Source organism: Nocardia caishijiensis NBRC 108228 (assembly GCF_001612825.1).
In the GTDB taxonomy this organism is placed as follows: domain Bacteria; phylum Actinomycetota; class Actinomycetes; order Mycobacteriales; family Mycobacteriaceae; genus Nocardia; species Nocardia caishijiensis.
Map to the genome: position 1 here is coordinate 1 of NZ_BDBE01000044.1, position 18,547 is coordinate 18,547.

18 protein-coding genes are annotated in these 18,547 nt (G+C 68.7%); 10 read left to right on the top strand and 8 right to left on the bottom strand.

Annotated elements, in window-relative coordinates; genetic code table 11:
- Positions 1–128: 128 nt before the first annotated feature.
- Positions 129–890 carry a winged helix-turn-helix transcriptional regulator gene (locus tag NC7_RS24605; RefSeq protein WP_067987148.1) on the bottom strand — a complete coding sequence of 254 codons (762 nt, stop codon included), beginning with the start codon at positions 888–890 and terminating at the stop codon, positions 129–131.
- A 187-nt stretch (positions 891–1,077) separates the two neighbouring features.
- Between NC7_RS24605 and NC7_RS24610 the strand changes: the two genes are divergently transcribed.
- The 6 genes from NC7_RS24610 to NC7_RS24635 all read left to right on the top strand — a co-directional run bounded on the left by NC7_RS24610 (position 1,078) and on the right by NC7_RS24635 (position 5,222).
- Positions 1,078–1,923 (top strand): LmeA family phospholipid-binding protein, encoded by an 846-nt coding sequence (locus tag NC7_RS24610; RefSeq protein ID WP_067987151.1) that lies wholly within the window; start codon positions 1,078–1,080, stop codon positions 1,921–1,923.
- The gene (locus NC7_RS24615; RefSeq protein ID WP_067987154.1) at positions 1,920–2,354 is read left to right on the top strand and encodes a thioredoxin family protein; all 435 of its coding nucleotides are present in this window, start codon (positions 1,920–1,922) and stop codon (positions 2,352–2,354) included. The genes NC7_RS24610 and NC7_RS24615 overlap by 4 nt, the downstream gene beginning before the upstream one ends.
- A gap of 270 nt (positions 2,355–2,624) precedes the next feature.
- Positions 2,625–3,098: a DUF4395 domain-containing protein gene (locus tag NC7_RS24620; RefSeq protein WP_067987156.1), complete on the top strand. Its 474-nt coding sequence runs from the start codon at positions 2,625–2,627 to the stop codon at positions 3,096–3,098.
- 30 nt (positions 3,099–3,128) lie between these two features.
- Positions 3,129–3,962, top strand: a complete 834-nt coding sequence (locus NC7_RS24625) for a sulfurtransferase (RefSeq protein WP_067987159.1) — start codon at positions 3,129–3,131, stop codon at positions 3,960–3,962.
- Positions 3,963–3,967: 5 nt separating this feature from the next.
- Positions 3,968–4,273, top strand: coding sequence for a DUF1416 domain-containing protein (locus NC7_RS24630; protein WP_067492341.1), 306 nt, complete (start codon positions 3,968–3,970; stop codon positions 4,271–4,273).
- Positions 4,274–4,529: 256 nt separating this feature from the next.
- Positions 4,530–5,222, top strand: a complete 693-nt coding sequence (locus NC7_RS24635; RefSeq protein ID WP_067987162.1) for a heme-binding beta-barrel domain-containing protein — start codon at positions 4,530–4,532, stop codon at positions 5,220–5,222.
- Between the two features lie 46 nt (positions 5,223–5,268).
- Here the strand turns inward: NC7_RS24635 and NC7_RS24640 are convergent, their stop codons facing one another.
- From NC7_RS24640 to NC7_RS24665, 6 genes are all read right to left on the bottom strand, one after another.
- The gene (locus tag NC7_RS24640) at positions 5,269–5,856 is read right to left on the bottom strand and encodes a Uma2 family endonuclease (protein WP_067987165.1); all 588 of its coding nucleotides are present in this window, start codon (positions 5,854–5,856) and stop codon (positions 5,269–5,271) included.
- A gap of 332 nt (positions 5,857–6,188) precedes the next feature.
- Positions 6,189–7,856: a thiol reductant ABC exporter subunit CydC gene (cydC, locus tag NC7_RS24645; RefSeq protein WP_084458771.1), complete on the bottom strand. Its 1,668-nt coding sequence runs from the start codon at positions 7,854–7,856 to the stop codon at positions 6,189–6,191.
- Positions 7,857–8,411: 555 nt separating this feature from the next.
- Entirely contained in the window at positions 8,412–10,331 is a 1,920-nt protein-coding gene (gene cydD / locus NC7_RS24650) for a thiol reductant ABC exporter subunit CydD (RefSeq protein WP_084458772.1), read from the bottom strand.
- Between the two features lie 4 nt (positions 10,332–10,335).
- Positions 10,336–11,364 (bottom strand): cytochrome d ubiquinol oxidase subunit II, encoded by a 1,029-nt coding sequence (gene cydB / locus NC7_RS24655; protein ID WP_067987169.1) that lies wholly within the window; start codon positions 11,362–11,364, stop codon positions 10,336–10,338.
- Positions 11,365–11,373: 9 nt separating this feature from the next.
- Positions 11,374–12,822: a cytochrome ubiquinol oxidase subunit I gene (locus NC7_RS24660; protein ID WP_067987171.1), complete on the bottom strand. Its 1,449-nt coding sequence runs from the start codon at positions 12,820–12,822 to the stop codon at positions 11,374–11,376.
- Between the two features lie 122 nt (positions 12,823–12,944).
- Positions 12,945–13,850 carry an aminodeoxychorismate lyase gene (locus NC7_RS24665; protein WP_067987175.1) on the bottom strand — a complete coding sequence of 302 codons (906 nt, stop codon included), beginning with the start codon at positions 13,848–13,850 and terminating at the stop codon, positions 12,945–12,947.
- Between the two features lie 110 nt (positions 13,851–13,960).
- On the opposite strand from NC7_RS24665, the gene ygfZ reads away from it, so the two are divergent.
- The 4 genes from ygfZ (at position 13,961) to NC7_RS28715 (ending at position 17,104) form a co-directional block, all read left to right on the top strand.
- Positions 13,961–15,064, top strand: a complete 1,104-nt coding sequence (gene ygfZ, locus NC7_RS24670; RefSeq protein WP_067987177.1) for a CAF17-like 4Fe-4S cluster assembly/insertion protein YgfZ — start codon at positions 13,961–13,963, stop codon at positions 15,062–15,064.
- Positions 15,061–15,735 (top strand): MOSC domain-containing protein, encoded by a 675-nt coding sequence (locus tag NC7_RS24675; protein WP_067987179.1) that lies wholly within the window; start codon positions 15,061–15,063, stop codon positions 15,733–15,735. The genes ygfZ and NC7_RS24675 overlap by 4 nt, the downstream gene beginning before the upstream one ends.
- A 55-nt stretch (positions 15,736–15,790) precedes the next feature.
- Positions 15,791–16,741 carry an asparaginase gene (locus tag NC7_RS24680; protein WP_067987180.1) on the top strand — a complete coding sequence of 317 codons (951 nt, stop codon included), beginning with the start codon at positions 15,791–15,793 and terminating at the stop codon, positions 16,739–16,741.
- Positions 16,742–16,882: 141 nt separating this feature from the next.
- Positions 16,883–17,104: a DUF3073 domain-containing protein gene (locus NC7_RS28715; protein WP_084458769.1), complete on the top strand. Its 222-nt coding sequence runs from the start codon at positions 16,883–16,885 to the stop codon at positions 17,102–17,104.
- A gap of 277 nt (positions 17,105–17,381) precedes the next feature.
- Here NC7_RS28715 and purM read toward each other — a convergent pair whose 3' ends face one another.
- Positions 17,382–18,461: a phosphoribosylformylglycinamidine cyclo-ligase gene (gene purM, locus NC7_RS24685; protein WP_067987182.1), complete on the bottom strand. Its 1,080-nt coding sequence runs from the start codon at positions 18,459–18,461 to the stop codon at positions 17,382–17,384.
- Between the last annotated feature and the right edge of the window lie 86 nt (positions 18,462–18,547).

The following is an 18,547-nucleotide window of genomic DNA, read 5'->3' on the forward strand; positions in this document are numbered from 1 at the left end:
CTGGTGCCGCGCGGTCGGAAAACGGCCGCGGCTTCCTGGACAGCCACTCACCCCGCTCCGGCGACGGCATCACCCGAGTAACTTCCGCCACCAAAACGTGGTGAACAACTGCCCAGGTGGGACCCGAGTCAGGGCGTCCCCGTACCGTTGACAGGCGTGAGATCAGTACCGTCCACGTCTTCGTCGGCGAAGCTCACCGTTTCACCTTTGGCCGCACTGGAACGGGCCGGACGAACCGCCTTGTAGCCCACATTGCGAACAGTACCGATCAGGGACTCGTATTCACTACCGAGCTTGGCCCGCAAGCGTCGAACATGCACATCAACGGTACGAGTACCACCGAAGAAGTCGTAACCCCAGACCTCCTGCAGCAACTGGGCCCGGGTGAAGACCCGCCCAGCATGCTGGGCGAGGTACTTGAGCAGCTCGAATTCCTTATAGGTGAGGTCGAGCGGCCGACCACGCAGGCGGGCGGTATAGGTACCCTCATCGATCACCAACTCACCCAGTGTGATCTTGCCCGTGTTCTCAGGACTGGCGACACCCCCGTTGCGCCCGACCAGCAACCGCAGCCGAGCATCCAGTTCGGCGGGCCCGGTACCGGGCAGCAGGATGTCGTCCAGGCCCCAGTCGGCGTTCACCGCGACGAGTCCGCCCTCGGTGAGCACGGCCACGACCGGCACCGACGAACCGGTGCTGCCGAGCAACCGGCACAGTCCGCGCGCGGCGGCCAGGTCGGTCCTGGCGTCGACCAGCGCGACATCGGCGCTACCCGCCTCGAGCAGGGACGACACCTCGGTCGGGGCGGGCCGGACGTTGTGCGCGAGCAGCGTCAACGAGGGCAGCACCGCGTCCGGGTTGGGGTCGGAAGTCAGTAGGAGCAGCTCCACCGGGCTCTCCTCCTATCTCGTATCTGCGCGACGACAGCAGCCGCACAGCTACGTCGCCGAAACACAGGGTTAGTCGGTGCAACATTAGCGCGTCACAGTCGATGACCTCGCAACACGGGCGCACTTACGAGTGTCCGGCCGCTACCGGGCGCCCGGTAGCCCGTCGCCTTGGCGCTAGTCTCACCTCATGCGCAAGCTGATCATCGGGCTGCTGTGCCTGGCCGGGTTGGCGGTGGTCATCGATTTCGGCGCCGCCGCCTATACCGAGTACCACGTGTCGCGGCAGCTGCGGACCGGTGCCGATCTGTCGGCCGATCCCGAAGTGACCTTCCACGGTTTCCCCTTCACCGCCCAGGCCATGGCCGGTCGCTACGACAACGTGGCGATCCGGGCCCGCAGCATGCGCCCCGACATCCCCGGTGAGATCGGGATCGAGGCCACCTTGAACGGTCTGCACGCCCCGGCGAGTCAGCTGCTCGACGGTGAGGCGCGCAGCGTGCAGGTTGACCGGGTCGACGCCCGTATGCGCATCGAGCCGACCGAGCTCGGCAGGCTCTTCGGCATCCCCGACCTGCAGGTCCACACCCGACCGGCCGACAAGTCCGACGGCACGGGCGGTTCCGGCGGTTCCGGCATGACCACCGGGGGCGCGCTCGTGCTCACCGGCACCCTGCCGACCGCGCCCAACGGGCGCGTTCTCGGCGCGGGAGTCACCCCGTCGAATTCGGCGCCCCGGGTGCGGGTGCAGATCCAGGCCGACCTGATGCTCGACGGCGACCTGGTGCGTATCCAGGCCACCGGCTTCTATCAGGACAAGAACAGCGGTCCGGCCGACACAACCAAGACCAGCGAATCGGAGATCCTCGAGGCCGATCGCGGGGCGGTGCTCGAGCGCTTCAGCCGTACGATCGATACCAAGGAGTTGCCGTTCGGCGTCCGGCCGACCGAGGTCGAGGCGCTGGGTGGGCACATCGTCGTCGAGGGAGTCGGCCGCAACGTCACCATCGACCTGGACCGATTGCAGCAACCATGATCGAACTCGCCGTACTCGCCGCCGTCGTGCTGGCCGCCGTCGCGGTCGGCCTGCTGCTGCGCCGCAACCAGGGCCGGGTCCGGCCCGCCACGCTCGACCCGGACACCGAACAGCGGGCCCGCCTGCTCGACGCGGTCGGTGTCTCCGGTTCGGTGCCCGCGGTCCTGCATTTCTCGGCCGACTGGTGCGGTCCGTGCGACGCCGTGCGCCGGGTGGTCGCCGGTGTCACCGCGGAACTGGCCGATTCGCCGAACGCGCCGCGCGACATCGAGATCGACATCGACGCCGAACCCGCGCTCGCCCGCGAACTCAACGTGCTCTCCCTGCCCACGACCTTCGTCTTCGACGCCGAGGGCCGGGAACGTTTCCGCATCTCCGGTGTGCCGAAGGCGGGCGATCTGCGCACCGCCCTCGAGCCGCTCACAGTGTGACGTTGTCCCCGGTTTCCAGGGGGCCTGCCCATTCCCCGGCGAGACCGGGTAAACTGTTCCTCGTGCAAACCGACCACGAGCTGATGCTCACCCGACGCCGCACAGTTGACCTGTGTCGCCTCGGTGGTTGTTGCTGCCTGTGCCGCTGACCGGTCGGCTTCTCTCCCGAGATTCCTGACGCCGACCTCTGTGCGCCGCGCGAGTGATCGTTTCGATCCCCCGGCGTACTGGCAGATCCCCCTGAATCGTCTCAGCGCAGGAGTTCGCACCATGACCTCGTTTTCCGATCCACCACCTCGCGTCGATGTCCGAGGGCCACGTTTCGTGGCCTGGGTGACCACCGGCGTGCTCGTCGCGGTACTGCTCGTCGCGACCGTCTCCCCCGTCGCCGCCGCGATCCTCATCGGCCTGCAGGCCGTGGTGTTCGCGATCGGCGCGGCGGCCGGTCCCGCCAAGCACCCTTACGGCCGGATCTACGCGGCGTTCGTCGCGCCGCGACTCGGCCCGCCCACCGAGACCGAACCCGTGCCCCCGCTGCGTTTCGCGCAGGCGCTCGGCTTCGTGTTCGCCGGTGTCTCCCTGCTGGGCTTCGCGCTCGGCTCCCCGATCGTCGGCGCGGTGTTCGCCGGCTTCGCCCTGTTCGCGGCGTTCTTGAACGCGGCGTTCGGGGTCTGCCTGGGTTGCCAGATCTATCCGCTGGTAGCCCGCTTCCGCCGGACAACTCCCGCCCCGGCACCGAACTGACCTCCTGCACGTCACTCTGAAAGGAACAACATGGCTCGCTCCGATGTCCTGGTCTCCGTTGACTGGGCCGAAGAGAACCTCAACGCCCCCGGCGTCGTCTTCGTCGAGGTCGACGAGGACACCTCCGCCTACGAGGGTGGCCACATCGAAGGCGCCGTTCGCCTGGACTGGAAGAACGACCTGCAGGATCAGGTCCGTCGCGATTTCGTGAACCAGGAGCAGTTCTCCGACCTGCTCTCGGCGCGCGGCATCGGCAACGACGACACCGTGGTGCTGTACGGCGGCAACAACAACTGGTTCGCCGCCTACGCCTACTGGTACTTCAAGCTGTACGGCCACAACGACGTCAAGCTGCTCGACGGTGGCCGCAAGAAGTGGGAGCTCGACGGTCGTCCGCTCTCGCGTGACGCGGTCAACCGCCCGGCCACCCAGTACAAGGCCGCCGCCCCCGACCTGAGCATCCGTGCCTTCCGCGACGAGGTCATCGCCGCCATCGGCACCAAGAACCTGGTCGACGTGCGCAGCCCCGACGAGTTCTCCGGCAAGATCCTGGCTCCCGCGCACCTGCCGCAGGAGCAGTCGCAGCGCCCCGGCCACATCCCCGGCGCGATCAACGTGCCGTGGTCGAAGGCCGCGAACGAGGACGGCACCTTCCGTTCCGATGCCGAGCTCGCCGAGCTCTACAAGGACGCGGGCCTGGACGGCGAGAAGGAGACCATCGCCTACTGCCGCATCGGTGAGCGTTCCTCGCACACCTGGTTCGTGCTGCAGGAGCTGCTCGGCCACCAGAACGTCAAGAACTACGACGGCAGCTGGACCGAATACGGTTCGCTCGTCGGTGCACCTATCGAGTTGGGAGCGTAATCAACATGTGTGCAGCACCTACCCAGGGACAGGCCATCCCGGCCGGCGTCGACGTGGAGAAGGAGACGGTCATCACCGGCCGCGTCCTGAGCACCGACGGTCAGCCGGTCGGCGGCGCGTTCGTGCGCCTGCTCGACGGCAACGGTGACTTCACCGCCGAGGTCGTGGCGTCGGGCACCGGTGACTTCCGCTTCTTCGCCGCACCGGGTTCGTGGACCCTGCGCGCGCTGTCGGCGTCGGGCAACGGTTCGGCCGAGGTCCGCCCCGAGGGCGCGGGCATCCACTCGGTCGACGTCGCGGTCGCCAAGTAAGTCCTCACAACGGCCCTGGTAGTTCCTGTGCGGGAACTACCAGGGTCGTTTTCGTATCTCGGTCGCGGGGTCGCTAGACTTCGATCCGTGGTCCTCTTCTTCGAGATTCTCCTCATCGCCGTGTCGATCCTCATCGGCTGGTTCGGCCTGTACGTCTTCTACCGGCTGTTCACCGAGTCATGAGCGTCAGTGGCCGGAGGCGGCAGCGCAGTGTAACCACGCAGGCCACAGCTCATGGCTCCATGGAGTCGGTGTCATGAGCGGGCTCGCGAGCGAGGGTTCCGATCCGGCCGAGCGAGCGAGCGAAGTACCAGGCGCTCCGGCCGAGCGTCGCAGCGGCGACGAGGCGGTCAACGTCGCCGCCGAAAGAGCGAAAGAGACCGGCGTCCGAAACATTTCGGTCCTGCCGGGACTTCCGCTGCCCGAGGACACCGCGAATCTGCGCGAAGGTCCCGATCTGAACCACGCCATGCTCGCCCTGTTGCCGATGGTCGGTGTGTGGCGCGGCGAGGGCGAAGGCCACCACCCCGCCGACGGCGACTACCGCTTCGGGCAGCAGATCGTCGTCTCCCACGACGGTGGCGACTACCTGGTCTGGGAGTCGCAGACCTGGAAGCTCGACACCGAGGGCAACTACGAGCGCCCCGACCTGCGTGAGAGCGGGTACTGGCGGGTCGGCACCGACGCCGACACCGAAATGCTCGAACTGCTGCTCACCCACAGCTCCGGCGTCGTCGAACTGTTCTACGGCACCGCCCGCACCCAGTCGTCCTGGGAACTGGCCACCGACGTGGTGATCCGCAGCCAGTCCGGCGCTGTCGTCGGCGGCGCGAAACGTCTGTACGGCATCGTCGAAGGTGGCGACCTGGCCTACGTCGAGGAACGAGTCGACCCCGACGGCGCGCTCATCCCCCGTTTGTCTGCCCGTTTGCAGCGCTACATCGGCTGAGGATTCCCGGGGTCCCACCCTGCTCCCGGGTTGGGAGCACAATCGTTCAGCTGCGTTCCTTGGCGGTGGTCAAGTCGATGTCGATGTCGAACGGGGAAACGGTCTTCAACCGCTCGTGGTAGATCCCGACCGGGACGTAGCAGGTGGAGACGGTATCCAGCTCATAGGCGTAGACCACGACACGGTCGTCCGAGCTGCGTTCGACCCGCCAGAAGTGGGGAATGCCCGCCCGCGCGTACTTTCCTGGTTTGGTGTCCCGATCGCGCTCCTCCGAGTCAGGAGACACCACCTCGACTGCGAGCACGAGGTCGTCGGCGAAGTAGTAGCTCTCCGGCTCGGGGCGGTCGAACGCCTCGGAAGTAACAACGAGTACGTCAGGTTCGGGCATCTGCCGCGGCCCGAGCCGCACCGCCATCTCCCGGTCGGCCCGCAAACCCTCGGGTGCCTGTGCGTCGAGTGCCAAACGGAACATGTCCAGTACCTGCCGGTGCCATTTCCGCTGCGGACTCACGAAAACAAGACCCCCGTCGATCAACTCGGTGTGCTTGGGCAGGTCGCGCATCTGGAGAAAGTCGTCAACGGTGAAGCCACCGCTCGGCGGAATCGGCCAGTCGCGCACCGGGTCGACGGTCATGCACTCATCGTAGCGGCTGATACCACCTCCGAGCAGGGCGATTTCCCCGCCCCGAACATGGAGCGACCCCCGAGCCGTACCGTCTCGTTCCGGAGAACGTGGCGGTCCCGGGTGGATAGTCCGGGGGCTCGGGGGTCGGGTGTCTGCCTGGGATTCGCTCAGCGCACCGCTGGGGAATCTCCCACAGGGGTGCTGCTAGCGGGCAGCCACCTCACGCATCCGTTGAACATACATTCTTCAGACCACCTCCTCTCTTGTGTACCGATGAATCTAGCGGGCCGCCGCGAGGTCGGCAATTGATTTTTCGAGGGCTCTGACCTGCGTAGATCGCTTCACTGACCGGACAGCGACCGACGCTCGACACGGCACGCCCCGGTGCGGTCCACTGTGACGACCGTGTCGGCGCGGTGGTCGGCGGGCAGCTGATGGGTGACCACGACGACGCGGCGGCGCGGCGCCACCAGACCGCTGTCGGAGTCGAGCAGATCGCGCAGGAGCTGTTCGCCCTCGGCGGCGGAGAGGTGTTCGGTCGGCTCGTCGAGCAGCAGGGTGTCGGCTGGCGAGATGATCGCCCGCGCCAGCAGCAGCCGCCTGCGCTGACCACCCGAGACAGCGGCCGCCCCCGCCGTCAGCGCGGTGTGCACGCCCTGCGGCAGGGTCTCCAGCCAGGCGCCGAGACCGACCGTGCGCAGGGCACTTTCGGCCTCGTCCTCGGTGAGATCACCGCGCGCGACCCGCAGGTTCTCGAGGATCGACGTCCCGAACAGGTGCGCGTCCTCGGCGAAGAAGGTGACCCCCGCACGCGGAGTATCGAACAACCCGGCCCAGCTCATCAGCAGGGTCGTCTTCCCCGCCCCGCTCGCCCCGACCACGGCGATCCGCTGCCCCGCAGGTAACGCGAGCGGCAAACGGTGTCCCGCACCCGGCGCCCCGACCGACGAGTCCGCCCGGGTGGGCGAGTGCTGTGAAGGGGGTGGGGTGGTGGCGAGGGAGCGGAGGCGGTGGAGGGCTGCGCGGGAGGTGGTGAGGGTGGTTGCCGCTGCGGGGAGGGTGGCGACGGATTCGAAAGCTGAAAGGGGGACCAGCACCAGGATGGTGAGGGCCATGGGGGTCATTCCGCCGGGGAGGCCGCCGGTCGGGCCGTAGGCGGCGATGCCGACCAGCAGGGCGCCGAGGGCGCTGATGCCGATCGACAGCGGGGTCGCGGCGGCGGCCCACGCGCTGCGCGAGGCGGCGGAGTCCTCGGCGGCGACCGCGCGCGTGGAGGCCTGTTCCGCCACTGCCAGCGTCGCGTCCAACCGTCCGGCGACCCGCAGTTCGGGCGCGTGATCGAGCACGGTGAGCGCCTCGGCGGTGAATTCGCCCCGGTCCCGCCGCACCGCGCGCTCGGCGTCCCGCCCCGCCACCGCCGACAACCACGGTGCCGCCACCCCCGACACCGCGAGTGCCGCGGCGAGAACGGCGGCGGCGGTCACGGAGATGGTCGCGATCAGCCCGACCGCGGCCACCGACAGGATCACCGCCACGGCCACGGGGACGAACACCCGCACCACCACGGCGCCGAGGTCATCGATGTCGGCCCCCACCCGTGCCAGCAGATCTCCGCGCCGCAAGTCGCCCCAGCGCGCGCTGCTGTCGACGCCCGCCCCGCCGGGCCCGGCCGAGCCGCCTTCGATCGCCTCGGCTGTCCGGTCACGCCACCGCCAGATGTCGGAGTGGGCGAGGGTGCGGTAGACCGTGGTGCGCGCTGTCGTCATGGCCCGCAAGGCGACGTCGTGGGTGGCCAGCCGTTCCAGGTACCGCGCGAGGCCCCGCGAGATACCGAGCGCCCGCACCGCCGTCACCGCCACACTCAGATGGAGCACAGGCGGCATCTCCCAGGCCCTTGCGATCAACCACGCCGCGAGCGCCGCCAGCCCCAGCCCGCTCCCCAGCGCCAGCACACCCCACGCCACCGCGACCGCCACCCGCCACGGTGACAGCCCCAGCAGACGCCACATCGCCCGCAGATCCGCGATCACAACACCCTCCCACCCGTACCGCCTCGCCAATCCTCCCACCGCGAACTGGCGCTATCGGCATCACCGGCTCCCACCGCAGCCGACCTCGACAACCGCAGCTCGCCGCTCGCCGAACACACAGTCCCCCGCTCCTCAGCCCGCACAGCCCCTCGCTCACCGCTGATCGCGCACGCATGCGCCCGCTCCTCAGCCTTCGCCGCCCCTCGCCCATCGTCGGTCGCACACGCATCCACCCGCCGCTCAGCCTTCACTGAGCCCCGCCCATCGCCGGTCGCGTACACATACACCGGCTTTTCAGCACTCACAGCCACTCGGTCACCGCCGGTCACGCACGCGCGCACCCACCCCTCAGCGTTCTCCGCCCCTCGCCCATCGCTGGTTGCATACGCATGCGCCCGCTTCTCAGCACTCACAGCCACTCGGTCACCGCCGGTCACGCACGCGCGCACCCACCCCTCAGCGTTCACTGCCCCTCGCCCATCGCCGGTCGCACACGCGTGCACCCGCCCCTCAGCACTCACAGCCACTCGGTCATCACCGGTCACACACATGCGCCCACTCCTGAGCGGTCGTGGCCGACGGACGTCCGGCACCTACCCCGACGACCTCGACCACCACGTCCGCGGCGGCCAGGATCGTCGGGCGGTGGGCGACGACGACCACGGTCGCGCCTTCGGCGGCTAGGGCGCGCAGGGTGGTGAGGACGCGCTGTTCGCTCGTCGCGTCGAGGTGGGCGGTCGGTTCGTCGAGGAGCAGGATCGGGCGGTGGGCGGCGAGGGTGCGGGTGAGGGCCAGGCGCTGGCGTTGGCCGAGCGACAGGCCGGTGCCGCCCTGGCCGAGCACGGTATCCCAGCGCTGTGGGAGTTCGTCGAGGACTCCGTCGAATCCTGTTGCGGCGCTGGTCTGTTCCAGCCGATCGAGGTCGGCGGCGGTGCCAGGCGCACCGAGCAGTTCGATGTTCTCGCGCAGGGTGCCCGGGACCAGCACCGGGCGCTGCGGCAACCAGGCGACGCGCGCCCACCGATCGTCGTCGTCGAGGTCGCGGACATCGGTTCCGTCGATGAGCACCGCCCCACTGTCGGGTTCGATCAGTCCCAGAATCGCTTGCAGCGTGGTCGATTTCCCGCAGCCGTTCGGTCCGGTCAGCACGGTCACCGCGCCCGGCATCAGCTCAGCGGACAGCCGGTGCGGTGCGGTTCCGCTTCGCGCGGCGACGGTCAAGTCGCGCAAATGAATTCGCGATCCACTCGGGCCACCGCCGGACTCCACTGCGCCAGCGGGCCGCTCCACCTGCACCGCACAGCTGTCCGCCGAAACCGGATCCACCCGCACGGCACCGCCGTCCGCCGAAACCGAGGGCTGCCCGACCGACGGGCTCCGCTGCCGCGCGCCGACCGAATCGAGCACGGCGAAGGCTCGCTCCCCGGCCGCCATCCCGTCTTGCGCCGCGTGGAACTTCTCCCCCACCTGACGAAGCGGCCAGTACACCTCCGGCGCGAGAATCAAGGCGACCAGCCCGGCGTAGAGCGTCATCTCCCCGAACACCAGCCGCAAGCCGATGGCCACCGCGATCAGCGCGACGCTCAGCGTGGCCAGTCCCTCGAGCACCATCGAGGACAGGAACGCCATCCGCAACGACTGCATGGTCCGCTGCCGGAGCGAATCCCCGAGGGCCGCCACCTGTTTCGCCATGCCGCTCACGCCCGGGCCTTCGCGCCCGAGTGCCCGCAGCGTCGGCATTCCGGCGAACAGGTCCAGAATCTGATCCGACAGCCGGGTGCTCGCGGCGAGGGTCGCCTTGGCGCGACCCTGGGTGAGCAGTCCGATGAGCACCATGAACAGCGGGATCAGCGGCACCGTGACGACGGCGATCAGGGCCGACGTCGGATCGTGAAAAGCGATGACCACCAGCACGATCGGCGGCACCAGGCAGGCAAGCAGCAACGCGGGCAGGTACCCGGTGAACCACCCGCGCAACCCGTCGAGCCCGTTGCCGACCACCACCGCGAGCTCGGTGCGGCGCGCGTCGAGTTCACGGGGGCGGAGTTGCGCCCCCGCCCGCAGCACACTGTTCTCCAGTTCGGCGACCACGGCGCTGCCCGCGCGATGGGCGAGCCGCGCCTGCCACCAACTCGCCACCCCACGAACCGCGACAACGACACCGAGCACGACCAGTTCGGTCGTCCACGAACCGAAGTCACGCCGTGCCGGATCCGTGATGACCCCGGCGAGCACCCGCGCCAACAGCACCGCCATCACCACGATGGTCCCGGTGATGACCAGCGCGATCAGCACCGAGACCACCAGATGCGGCCGCGCCGATCGCGCATAGCGCAGCAACCTCGGGTCGATCGGCCCGCGCACCCGCCGCGCGTCCGATTCGTGTCCTACCTCCGTGACCTGAGTTCCGGCGTGGGTTCCAGGCGCCCCCGCCGAATCGTCGAGCGCGCCCATCACCTCACTCCTTACCGACGAACGGAAGTCCGGTGTGCGCCGGGATCTGGCCGACGGTGAGCCGCTTGCGGAACACCCAGTACGTCCACCCCTGGTAGATCAGCACCACCGGCGTGGCGAGCAGCGCGGCCCAGCTCATCACCTTCAGCGTGTACGGCGAGGACGACGCGTTGTCGATGGTCAGGTCGAACATCGGGCTGATGGTGGAGGGCAGCACGTTCGGGTACATCGAGCCGACGATGAGCGCGGTCGCCGCGATCACCGTCAGCGTGGTGCCGACGAAGGCCCAGCCGTCGCGTCCGAGCGTGTTCGCCGCGGCGGCGACGGCGAGTCCGAGCACGGCCGCGCCCAGTGCCGCCCAGGTCCAGCCGGTGCCGTAGGCGAGCTGCGTCCACAGCCCGAACCCGCCGACGACCAGCGCGGTCGGCGCGAGCAGCAGCCGGACCACCCGCTCGGCGTCCGCGCGCACCTCCTCACCGGTTTTGAGGACCAGGAACACCGCGCCGTGCAGCAGGAACAGGGTGCCGGTGGCGAGCCCGCCGAGCAGGGCGTACGGGCTGAACAGGTCCCCCACCGAGCCGACGATCTGATGGTCTTCGTTCAACGGCACACCGCGCACCAGATTCGCGAACACCCATCCCCAGGCCAGTGCCGGAATCCAGGAACCGATCCCGATGCCGCGATCGCACCACGCCCGCCACGTCGGATCGTTGATCTTGGCGCGGTACTCGATCGCGCAGATCCGCAGGATCAACGCGACGAGCAACAGCAGCAACGCCAGGTAGAACCCGGAGAACAGACTCGCGTACCACTCGGGGAACGCCGCGAACATGGCACCGGCCGCGGTGATCAACCAGACCTCGTTGCCGTCCCACACGGGTCCGATGGTGTTGAGCACCACGCGCCGTCGGGTGTCGGACCCCTTGCCGAGGATCGGCATGAGCATTCCGACGCCGAAGTCGAAACCCTCGAGCACGAAGTAGCCGGTGAACAGCACGCCGATCAGGATGAACCAGAACAGTTGCAGACTCATCGCCGTCTCCTAGTACGCGAAGGACAGTTGTTCATCGGCGGGCGGACCATCGTGACGCGCCGGTTCGTCGGGTCCGGCGATCGTGTAGCGGCGGATCAGGTAGAACCACACCGCCGCGAGCACACCGTAGAGCAGCGTGAACACGATCAGTGAGAACAACACCGTGCCCGGCGCGTGCTCGGAGACCGCCTGTTGCACCGTCATCCGGATGTTCGGGTCGCCGGTGGGGTTGGGCACGATCGCCCACGGCTGGCGTCCCATCTCGGTGAACACCCAGCCCGCGCTGTTGGCGAGGAACGGTGCCGGGATGGCGAGCAGGCTCAGCCACGAGTACCAGCGCTGGTCGGGAACACGCCCGCCCCTGGTCATCCAGAATCCGACGAACAGCAGCAGCACCGACCCGGCGGCCAGCCCGATCATGGCGCGGAAGGACCAGTACGTGACGAACAGATTGGGGCGGTAGTCGCCCGGACCGTATTTCACGTTGTAGGTCTTCTGCAGGTCGACGACACCGTCGAGGGTCACGCCGTCGAATTTGCCTTCGGCGAGATAGGGCAGCACGTACGGCACTTTCAGCACGTGCACGACGCTGTCGCAATTGTTGTGCGTGCCGACGGTGAGAACGGAGAAGTCCGGATCGGTCTCGGTGTGGCACAACGATTCCGCCGACGCCATTTTCATCGGTTGCTGTTCGAACATCAGCTTGCCCTGGATGTCGCCGGTGAGCAGCACCGCGCTCCCGGCCACCGCGATGACGACCAGTGACGCGCGGGCGGCGGGCCGCCACATCGTGCGCGCCTGCTCGAGTTTGTCCGCGTCGCCACTGCGCGCGTTGCGCACCATCCACCAACCGGCGATACCGGCGACGAAAGTGCCTGCGGTGAGAAAGGATCCGGCGACGACATGGGGGAACGCGGCCAGCGTCGTGTTGTTGGTGAGCAGCGCCCAGATGCTCTCCAGTTCGGCGCGCCCGGTCTCGGGGTTGTACCTGGCGCCGACGGGGTGCTGCATGAACGAGTTGGCGGCGACGATGAAATAGGCCGAGGCGTTCACCCCGATCGCGACCATCCAGATGGTCGCCAGGTGAACGAGTTTCGGCAACCGCGTCCAGCCGAACACCCACAGGCCGATGAAGGTCGATTCCATGAAGAAGGCGACCAGCGCTTCCAGCGCCAAGGGTGCGCCGAACACGTCACCGATGAAGCGGGAGTATTCGCTCCAGTTCATCCCGAACTGGAATTCCTGCACGATGCCGGTGGCGACGCCGAGGGCGAAGTTGATCAGGAACAGTTTCCCGAAGAATTTGGTGAGCCGGTACCACTTCTCGTCACCGGTGACGACCCACGCCGTCTGCATCATGGCGATCAGCGGCGCCAATCCGATGGTGAGCGGAACGAAGACGAAGTGATAGACCGTGGTGATTCCGAATTGCCACCGGGAGATGTCCAGGGTGTCCATCCGGCCTCCATCCTCTACTACGACGTCTCGTAGTAGAGAGTACGCGTACGGATACCCCGATCAAGGGTGACAACCGCCACGACTCGACGCAGGGGCGCGCCCACCCGCGCCCCCGTGGGCGCTCACCAGTCGCCGATGGTCCCCGGCCGGTCGATCCCCGCGTCGACCATGTCCTTGATCTCCTCGACATTGTCGTGCGCGGACAGCCGCACACCGTCGAGCTGGTTCACCCTCGCCGCCAGCGTCACGCTCGACAGCAGCCAGATGCTGTCGCAATCGAACAGATCAGCGGTGAAGATCGACTGGTACTTGCACTCCCAGCCCTTCTTCTCCGCCACCGTGAACAGCGCCCGCTGGGTGACGCCCGGCAGCACACCGATCTTGGCGGGCGGGGTGATGAGCTGCTTGTCGCGCGCGATCACCACGGTCGAGCGCGGACCCTCCAGCACCCGGTGTTCGGTGCTGTGGAAGATCACGTCGTCGGCGCCCATCCGCCGGGCGAACCGCAGCGCGGCCATGTTCGTCGCGTACGACAGCGTCTTCGCGCCGAGCAGCTGCCACGGCGCCGCCTGCGCCAGGTCGACGGAGATGCCTCGGGCCAGCGAGATCACCTTCACGCCCTCGGCGCGCGCCTGCGCGACCCGCGCGGACACCGGGGAGACGAGCACGTACGCGGTCGGCGTCGGTTCGTCGGGCACCAGGCCGGAGCCGGGGGTGTCGAGTTCGGAGTCGCGACCACGGGTGTAGATCAGGCGAAGCACGCCCTCTTCCTCCGCGCCCCACTCCTTGACCGCCAGCTCGACCGCGCTGCGCCACTTCGCCAGCCCCGGCTCGGGCAGCTCGAGCGCCTGGGCCGAGCGGCGCAGCCGGGCCAGGTGGAATTCCAGCGCGGTGGCCGTGCCGCCGCGCACCAATATCGTTTCGAACACACCGTCGCCGCGCAGCGCTCCGATGTCGTCGGCATACAACGACGGCGTGTTCGCGTCGGCGACCACACCGTCGAGTGTCACAAGAACCCGTTCTCCCATGTGACGAGCGTAGGCGTTATCGCTCCGTTATGCCTACGGCTGCCGCGGATCCGACGCGGCCCGACCGCCCACCCTCGGCGCGTGCGGGCGGACACGCCTACAGTGGTGGTGTGTCCGTGGACGTCGCCCCCAGTCCTGTTCTCCAAACCCCTGGCGCCGTCGCGGGCGCGCCGGGCTCCCCGGATGCCGCGGTCGCATGGCATTACGGTGACCCGTTCGGCGAGCAGAAGGCCGCCGCGCGGCGCGTCGCCGTCGTCGACCGCTCGCATCGCAGCGTGTCCCGGATCACCGGGGCCGAGCGCTTGAGCTGGTTGCACACCATCACCAGTCAGCACATCGCGGCACTGCCCGACGGCCACAGCGCCGAATCGCTGGACCTGGACCTCAACGGTCGCGTGCAGCACCACTTCGTGCTCACCGACCTCGACGGCACGGTCTGGCTCGACACCGAGGGCGAGCGCGGCACCGAGTTGCTCGCCTTCCTGCAGAAGATGGTGTTCTGGGCCGATGCCAAGCCCGAGGCCGCCGATCTCGCCGTCCTGAGCCTGCTCGGTCCGGAGACCGCCACCCTGCTCCCCGCCCTCGGCCTCGGCGAGCTGCCGGGGCTGTACGTGGCCGTCGCGGTGCCCGGCGGCGGATTCCTGCGCCGGATGCCCGGCGATTCCTTCGACCTGCTCGTGCCCCGCGCCGACCTCTCCACCTGGTGGACGACCCTCACCTCGGCCGGTGCTCGCCCGGCGGGCATGTGGGCCTACGAGGCACTGCGCGTGGCCGCCCTGCGTCCGCGCGTCGGCGTCGACACCGACGAGCGGACCATCCCGCACGAGGCCCGCTGGATCGGCGGTATCGACGAGCAGGGCGCGGTGCACCTGAACAAGGGCTGCTATCGCGGCCAGGAAACCGTCGCGCGCGTGCACAACCTGGGCAAACCACCGCGCAACCTGGTGCTGCTCCACCTCGACGGTTCCGCCGACGAACGACCGTCGACCGGTGACGACGTCACCGCGGGCGGGCGCACCGTCGGTCGGCTCGGCACCGTCGTCGACCACTACGAACTCGGCCCGATCGCCCTGGCCCTGGTGAAACGATCCGTCCCGGCGGGCACCGAACTCGTGGTCGGCAGCATGGCCGCCGCCATCGACCCCGACTCGATTCCCTCGGACGAGGGCGTACAAGCCGGGCGGGCCGCCGTCGACCGTCTGCGTGGTCGATGAGTCGCCCGCCGCTGCGCGCCGGGGACACCGGCCGCGTCGAGGCCGTGTGCGTGGTGCACGCCGAACTCGAGGTGCGCACCCGGGTGGGTCGCACCGCCATCGACAAGCGGCCCGTCGCGGGCCGGGTCGGCGTGCGCGCGCTCGGACTCGACGGTGATCACGTGTGCGACACCGTCAACCACGGCGGTGTGCACCAGGCCGTCTACGCCTACGCCGAGGACGACGCCCGGCGCTGGGCCGACGAACTCGACCGCGACCTGCCCGCCGGGTGGTTCGGCGAGAACCTGCGCGTCACCGGTCTGCCGCTCAGCGACGCGGTGTTCGGTGCCCGCTTCGCGATCGGCGACACCCTGCTCGAGGTGAGCGGACCGCGCGTCCCGTGCGCGACCTTCCAGCAGTGGTCCGGCGAGAAGCAGTGGGTGAAACGCTTCGCGCTGCGCGCCGACACCGGCACCTACTTCCGGGTGCTCACCGAGGGCACGATCGGCGCGGGCGACGAGGTTCGGGTGGTGCACGTCCCGGCCCACGGCATCACCGTGCGCGACCTGTTCACCGGCGCCGACCCCGCCCTGCTCACCCGCCTGCGCACGGAGGAACCGACCATCTCCGACGACATCCGCATGCAGATCGACCGGCACACCAGGAAACGATCCGTGGAGGTCCGGGCGTGAGCGCGCGAGTTCGCGTCAGCACGCAGGGCGCCCGAGCACCCCGGAGGGACACCGCATGAGCGTCGAACTGGTCGAGGTGGTGCGGTCGGGTTTCCGTGAGTGCGTGCACCGGGGTTCGGTCGTCGTGCTCGACGCCGACGGCACCGCAACCGTCGAGCTCGGCGAAGTACACGGCCCGATCTTCCCTCGGTCGACGAACAAACCCATGCAGGCACTCACCCTGCTGCGCAACGGTTTCGAGCCCGTCGACGACGACGAACTCGCCGTCACCACCGCCTCCCACTTCGGCGAGCCCGATCACGTCGCCCTGGTCACCCGCCTGCTCGAGCGCTTCGGCCACACCCCCGACGACCTCGCCTGCCCACCCGACCTGCCGTTCGAGGAGAACGCCCGCGCCGCCGCCATCACCGGCGCGGGCCGCAGCCCGCTGTACATGAACTGCTCCGGCAAACACGCCGCGATGCTGGCGACCTGCGCGATCAACGGCTGGCCGCGCACCGGATACCTCGACCTCGAACACCCCTTGCAACAGGCGGTTCTCGCCACCATCGCCGACGTCACCGGCGAACCCGAGACCGACCTGGGGATCGACGGTTGCGGCCTGCCGATCGTCCCCGTCTCGCTGATCAATCTGGCGCGCGCGTTCGCGACGTTCACCACCGCCGAGCCCGGCACCGACGAACGCCGGATCGCCGACGCCGTGCGGAGCAATCCGCGAGTGATTTCCGGCACGAACGGTCCCGATCTGCTGGCGATGTCGGCCACGCCCGGACTGTTCTGCAAGATCGGTGCCGACGGCGTGCACGCGGGTGCGCTGCCCGACGGACGGGCCTTCGCCTACAAGATCGATGACGGTCACGACCGTGCCCGAATGCCCCTGACGCTGGCGATTCTGCGCGAACTCGGCATCGAATGGACCGACGAGCACACCGACCTCGCGGCCACCGCGGTCCTCGGGGGCGACGCCCGCGTGGGGGTGATCCGGGCGATCCCCGGAGTGCTCTGACACCCGTTCGACAGCTCTTCACCCACTCCTGGGAGCGCGACCGCCTGACACACGCTAAAGTGTCTGTCAGGAAGAGTATTAATTCGAACGGGGCCGCCAACAAACCCCAGGCCGCCCCGCAGTGACGCGAGGGGGTCAGCCATGGGCCGTGGCCGGGCTAAGGCAAAGCAGACCAAAGTCGCACGTGAGCTCAAGTACAGCTCCGCGCCGACCGACTTCGCGAGCCTTCAGCGCGAGCTGGCGGATAGCACTCCGCTCCACTCCCGAGGGAGTGGTGGCGTGCTATCCGACGAGCACGACGCAGATGATTCGCCGTCCCGTTGGAACAACGAGGACGACGACTACGACAGCTGGCGTCGCTGACCGAACGCCGGTGAAGGGGGAGGCTCGTGGTGGCCTCCCCCTTCAGCCGTTGTTCCGCGCAGCGCCGCAGGCTCGCAGCAGTACGGCGAACATCCGAATACACGAACGAGCGTCCTGTGCACCCACAGGACGCTCGTCGTGTTCGCCAGGCTCGAGACCCCGACCTCCTCGAGTGGCAGACCCTACGTCTGTCGGGTAACCGTGCAGGCCGGTCGGCAAACCCCTGAACGCGACAAAGCCGGGCCGCGCTGGGCGGCCCGGCTTTCGTCGTCGGTGATCAGAACCTGGGGTGGTCGCCCAGCAGCACCGCGCGCGGCGCGTCGGCGTCGGCGGCCTTCTTGACCTGACCCAGCGTCCAGCAGTCGATGTGGCGGGCGGTGAGCACCGCCAGTGCGCGATCGGCGTCCTCGGGGGCGACGATCGCGACCATGCCGACGCCCATGTTGAACGTCTTCTCCATCTCGAGCCGTTCGACGCGGCCGCGCTGGGCGATCATCTTGAACACCGGCGCCGGGTTCCAGGTGCCGCGATCCAGTTCGGCGACCAGGCCCGCGGGCAGCACGCGCGCCAGGTTGGCGGCCAGGCCACCGCCGGTGACGTGCGAGAAGGTGCGCACATCGGTTTCGGCGATCAGCGCCAGGCAGTCCTTGGCGTAGATGCGGGTCGGCTCGAGCAGTTCCTCACCGAGGGTGCGGCCGAATTCCTCGACGTACCCGGTGAGCGACATGCGGTCGATGTCGAGCAGCACCTTGCGGGCCAGGCTGTAGCCGTTGGAGTGCAGACCGGACGAACCCATGGCGATCACGACGTCGCCCGGGCGCACCCGGTCGGGGCCGAGCACGGAGTCGGCCTCGACCACACCGACACCGGTGGCCGACAGGTCGTAGTCGTCGGGGTCCATCAGACCAGGGTGTTCGGCGGTTTCGCCACCGAGCAGCGCGCAGCCCGCCTTGATGCAGCCTTCGGCGATGCCGGAGACCAGTTCGGCGACCTTCTCCGGGACGACCTTGCCGATGGCGATGTAGTCCTGCAGGAACAGCGGCTCGGCGCCGCACACCACCAGGTCGTCGACGACCATGGCGACCAGGTCGAGCCCGACGGTGTCGTGCTTGTCCAGCGCCTGCGCGACGGCGATCTTGGTGCCCACCCCGTCGGTCGACGCGGCGAGCAGCGGCTCCCGGTACCCGCCCTTGAGCGCGAACAACCCGGCAAACCCGCCGATCCCACCCTGCACCTCGGGTCGGCTGGCCTTCTTCGCCAATGGTCCGAACAATTCGACGGCGCGGTCACCGGCTTCGATGCTCACGCCCGCGGCGGCATAGGAAGCGCCTGCACCGCTGGGTGTCTGTTCAGTCATTGTGGGGAAAGCTCCAAACCGAATCGGCGGATAGATGCACACCAACTCTAAGTGATCCACCCGCCTCTCCGTCGTGCGGCTCCTCG